The organism is Acinetobacter sp. YH16052, from assembly GCF_013417155.1.
GTDB lineage: Bacteria > Pseudomonadota > Gammaproteobacteria > Pseudomonadales > Moraxellaceae > Acinetobacter.
Map to the genome: position 1 here is coordinate 1 of NZ_VPEO01000065.1, position 4,535 is coordinate 4,535.

3 protein-coding genes are annotated in these 4,535 nt (G+C 37.2%); 1 reads left to right on the forward strand and 2 read right to left on the reverse strand.

The window, feature by feature from the left end; genetic code table 11:
• Positions 1–2,864 precede the first annotated feature (2,864 nt).
• Positions 2,865–3,344 carry a spore coat U domain-containing protein gene (locus tag FTV42_RS15625; RefSeq protein ID WP_179991844.1) on the forward strand — a complete coding sequence of 160 codons (480 nt, stop codon included), beginning with the start codon at positions 2,865–2,867 and terminating at the stop codon, positions 3,342–3,344.
• 14 nt (positions 3,345–3,358) lie between these two features.
• Here FTV42_RS15625 and FTV42_RS15630 read toward each other — a convergent pair whose 3' ends face one another.
• Together FTV42_RS15630 and FTV42_RS17415 are read right to left on the reverse strand one after the other, a co-directional pair.
• Complete coding sequence (locus FTV42_RS15630) at positions 3,359–4,312, reverse strand: spore coat U domain-containing protein (protein WP_180002664.1); 954 nt, start codon at positions 4,310–4,312, stop codon at positions 3,359–3,361.
• Positions 4,313–4,332: 20 nt separating this feature from the next.
• The coding region (locus FTV42_RS17415) for a hypothetical protein (RefSeq protein ID WP_218947009.1) at positions 4,333–4,535 on the reverse strand (203 nt) is incomplete at its 5' end.

Sequence of the window (4,535 nt, forward strand, 5' to 3'; positions counted from 1 at the left end):
ATAATTTAACTATTCAAATACCCCTTAAACCTATCTTTATAACCCCTTAAACCTATCTTTATAACCCCTTAAACCTATCTTTATAACCCCTTAAACCTATCTTTATAAGCTATTAAATTATTTATTTACAGTCACTTAATGAACTATAAAAGCATTTAAAAACATTAAAAATAATTAAAAGCTTAGGGAATGAAAAATTGCCCTATGTTTTCGCTACGCTCAAACTCTATTGAATCTCGCTTTCGCTCGATTCGAGGGGCAATTTTTTGCCTAATCTCGTTGTGACTTTAATAAAAAACAAAAGCAACAATGAATTCGCTTCGCTCATAAGTTTTTTTACTCGCTTCGCTCGGTCTAGAAATCACTTTTCTATAAGTGATTTCCTGTTTTTGAGATTTTGATACTAAAAAATTGTTTTTCAGAGAGTCTAGGCGCGATTTTTCGATGTTCGCTCGTAGACACTCGCTCTGATATAGCGATTTAACGCAAAAATATAGGGGGTATGCGCGATTTTTTCACTGATTACTATGAATCCTATGTCGATGAGGAAAACGTGCTTAAAACGCAAATGATGAGCTTTCAGGAAAAGGTAAGGCGGCCTCCTAAGGAGACCGCCTTGTTTTTTTGATTTTCCGTGTTCAAATTCACGAAACTAACGCGCTTAACGCTAATCATTTATTGAGTTCGCGACTAGAACGAACTCGCAGTTATCAACTTACGACATCTTCACTGTTTCCAGTGGAAGCGACTCTCATGGATCCTCCATCAAGACTAAGCTGGTCCTGACTTCTACACATCACAAAGTACACACTTCAAATTGTGTTTTAGTTCCACAATCACGATTTTATATAACATCATCCCACTAGAGCCTTGCGGCCCATCATCGCAAAAATCAGTCAGCAGCAGATCCGTCTCCGGAACAACTGGGTTATTTCAAAGCGCAAACTTCAACGTAACCAGCGCTTTTCTTAATGATTACTCATGAAATATTATTCATCCGAGCGCTACATCAGGATGTTTAACGTTTATTCACTTTCTTCCGTGCCAAACAGGCTTGCCGCATTTCATAGCTGCCGAGGTTGCCACACCTCTCCCCTGACAAACTTTGTTTTCTCAGTCCGGTTATGCACCGTATTGCCTTTCGTTCACCCACCCCTTACGTTTTTATTCGCTCGAAGTGACCTAATTAATCTGTAAATAAAACCAAATTAAATCTATTCAGCAACTCTCCCTCTCTCATTAATAAAACCTTATAGCACTCTCGCGTAGTGTTTTCGGTCCAAAAGCCTATAGTGTGGAGCCACCACATCTAATCATTGGCTTGAGAGATTCCCACTTTAGCGTTAACAGTCTTTGTCTATTTCGAAAGAAATAGACGGTCAGTACGCTTATCCGTTCCATCTGATATCAGCCATTCCTTTTTTTTGGGATAAGAGTTCCAAAAACTCCCATTATTAACCGATATTAAATTTCATTACGGGTAAAGCACTTAACCTACGCAAAGCAACATGCTTGATCCAATCTCTTGGATCTCCTTAGTGTCACTGTTACAGGCTTGAGCTATCCATAGATCTCAATAACTAATCAAATATGTCATCACGACAAATCAATTTGGTTAATCATTGAGTACCGAGCAGTCCAGATTTCTCCTCGTGCCCCTAGTACCTCGCGATACTCTCATAAGCCCACCTGTGCGCAACGCATACCACCCTGTTAAGGAATTGAAGCGGTAAACGTGTGTTCCTAACGCATCTATCATTCCATGAAGATACTCACACTCTCTGTTAAGCAGGGTTTGCCCTTGTCACCAAGGGTCCCGTTTCAGTGTCGCCCAACTATTTGATCGGCTCACAACGATTTCATACGTCACAGCCAATTAAGAGTGATTGGGTCAAAGAACAGAATCTCACTGTCCAGTGCCCTTCGCAGCCGCACCAACTAGATTTCTCACGTATGCAGCTACACGGTCTTTAGCAATGAGATGGCTGTCTCATGCACACGAACCGAAAAAAAAAGTTTAGAAAGTTTTGCTCGTTGCACGATTAACACAACAAAGCTCATTTCATATTTTGGCAAAGCCATCGTCTCAGGCTTTTTTAAACTTGGCAAATTTTCAGATGTTTTCGCGCACGCAGATCGCAGGAACTCTTATTTATATTCCTGCCATAAAACAGCTGTTTACAAGGAAATTTGCACAAAAATAATCAATAAAAATATATGTTTCAAAGGGGGGCTTTTATGGTTATGGAAAAAAATAGTATTTTGAGTAAAAAACACCCAGTTCTAAAATGAGAATGGATCATTTTTTTAACGATTTATTATCTAAAAATAAGAAGAGCACTGGATGTGCTCTTCTTGGAATTTCGCATAAGAGATTTTATGTTAAATACTTAAAACATCATGCTCTTTTATTTCTAAGAGGCTTTGTTGCAAAAATACCTAAAACTATGATTTTATTATACTTATTTTTTATTAAAATTTTCTTAAACTCCTTAAAAATAAGTATTTTGCAAAATATTTATGCAACAAAGCCTATACATAAGAGCAAACGATCTTCCAACGGTAATTTATGCGGTCATCCTTTACCAATATGACGAGGTAACTGCTTATTTAGCTCGGCCAACATCAGGTTAAATGTAGCCCAACTAACACCGGTAAGCCTACGAAACTTAACGTCTGATAATTTTTGAATATCTTTGAATTTCATCCAAGGATTATCCTTTGAATTAAATAAGTTTGCTGATTAATTTAAGATCAAATAAATTGTACGTTTTTTGATTTATGACGGAAGTCTATTAACTATATATTATTTCTTAAAAAACTATGTAATATTTAATGGAGTTAATAGGTTGGAATTATGGTAAATGAGTCAAGTGAAAATTTTTAAATATTCTTTTGTAATTTTAGCTGTAGTCTCTGTTTCCGCATATACCATGAGTGATCGTCAATCCACACAGTTTCAAGTCAAAATGCAAGTTACAGAAATTTGTGAGATTGGAGCAGGAGGCTCTTCGGATATTGATTTTGGGACTGTGACTCGTAATGCACAGAATGTTCAAGCGACAGGGAGCTTAAATGTTCATTGTACTAATGGTACTCCCTATAATATTGCTTTAAATAGTGATGGTCGTTTGAAGCATGCCAATGATATTTCCATACAAATTCCTTATCAGCTTTATCAAGATGTTGCCATGAGCAAAGAATGGGGCAATATTGCAGACAATCGTTTGTCACAACAGGGGACAGGGGAAACACAAAATATTAAGATTTGGGGTAAGGTTCCCAATGCTAATGTTCCTGCTGGGAAATATAGTGACACAGTAACTGCGACGGTTACCTATTAATTTTAAAATAAAAATCAATAAGTTAGAGTTACTGTAATCGTGTCAGAGTATTGCCCAGTACTACTGATGGGTTGAGCTGGAACCGTTGCATATACAGGTATATTATGATTATCTACAGAGTAAAAGGTATTACCTTGCCAAGGTTGATCATCGTGTGCGTTCCTAGAAAGGTTGTATCGGATATAGTTTCCTAAAGCATTTCTCATTCTTCTTTGTGTGCCCTGCGCATTGATGCCATTATTTAAACTGACTTGCATAATAGTGCCAACGGGACAGGCTAACTGTATATTTCCTGAGCTTATTAACGGTGTCTTCAGTTGGTCAACCGCACCAAAGTTAATATCTGTTGCCGACTGAATTAAGCAACTATTTTCATAATATGAGTTAACAATTAAATTATTATTACCAGTATTCGAATTTGCAAGGGCTTCTGTATCCGTTGGTACTTCTGATCCAACCTTGTATGCAGAATAAAGTTTCAATCCAATACTATTCGTTTGATAGTATGCTGCTGGTACGTTCTGTCCAGGCAACACCTGACCATATAGTTTAAGCCGAGTACTGACATTTCCAGTTCCTGCTTCAAACTGGAAAGTTTGGCATTGTGCTTGGTTTTTACGTTCTGAATCAGGAATCTTAAATGTTCTTGCTGCATCAGAATATAATTCATAATTGAGTAATGCTCTTACAGGATTATAAATAATCATACTTCGAGGAGTACTACCTGCGGGATCAAAACTATCAGCCACTAAACATAGCTTATACGTTACAGGCTGGTTTGAATTAAAGTAACAGTCAGCAATAACATCTGTTGAAACAAGTGCTGAGCCTTGAGCATTTGATGTTCCTAAACTTAACGTTGCAGACTGCCCTAACCAACAGCTACTAGCATAAGCAGGTAAACAAAAAAGAATAGATACTAGTAAGAATAAACTTGCATAAATAAAATATTTCGTTGAATCACTCATTTTAAACAAGTCATTGCAGTTTATTGACATACCATTCGCCCCAAATCACTAAAACCTTTTAATGTTGTAAGTTCAGGCAGTATCACTCGGCACTGCTTAAGTTGATTGCCTATGTAAAGTGTATTATTTTTTAGGTTATCGATATACACAACTCCATCGTGAGCCACAATAGTTGTGGGTTGTTGTTGCTGAATCGGTTCTTCTTGCCATACAGAAGTTCCCA

What these genes read in the sequence shown, in the direction of transcription:
- FTV42_RS15625 (WP_179991844.1), top strand. Translation starts at nt 2,865, where the DNA reads ATGAGTCAAGTGAAAATTTTTAAATATTCTTTTGTAATTTTAGCTGTA.
- FTV42_RS15630 (WP_180002664.1), bottom strand. Translation starts at nt 4,312, where the DNA reads ATGAGTGATTCAACGAAATATTTTATTTATGCAAGTTTATTCTTACTA.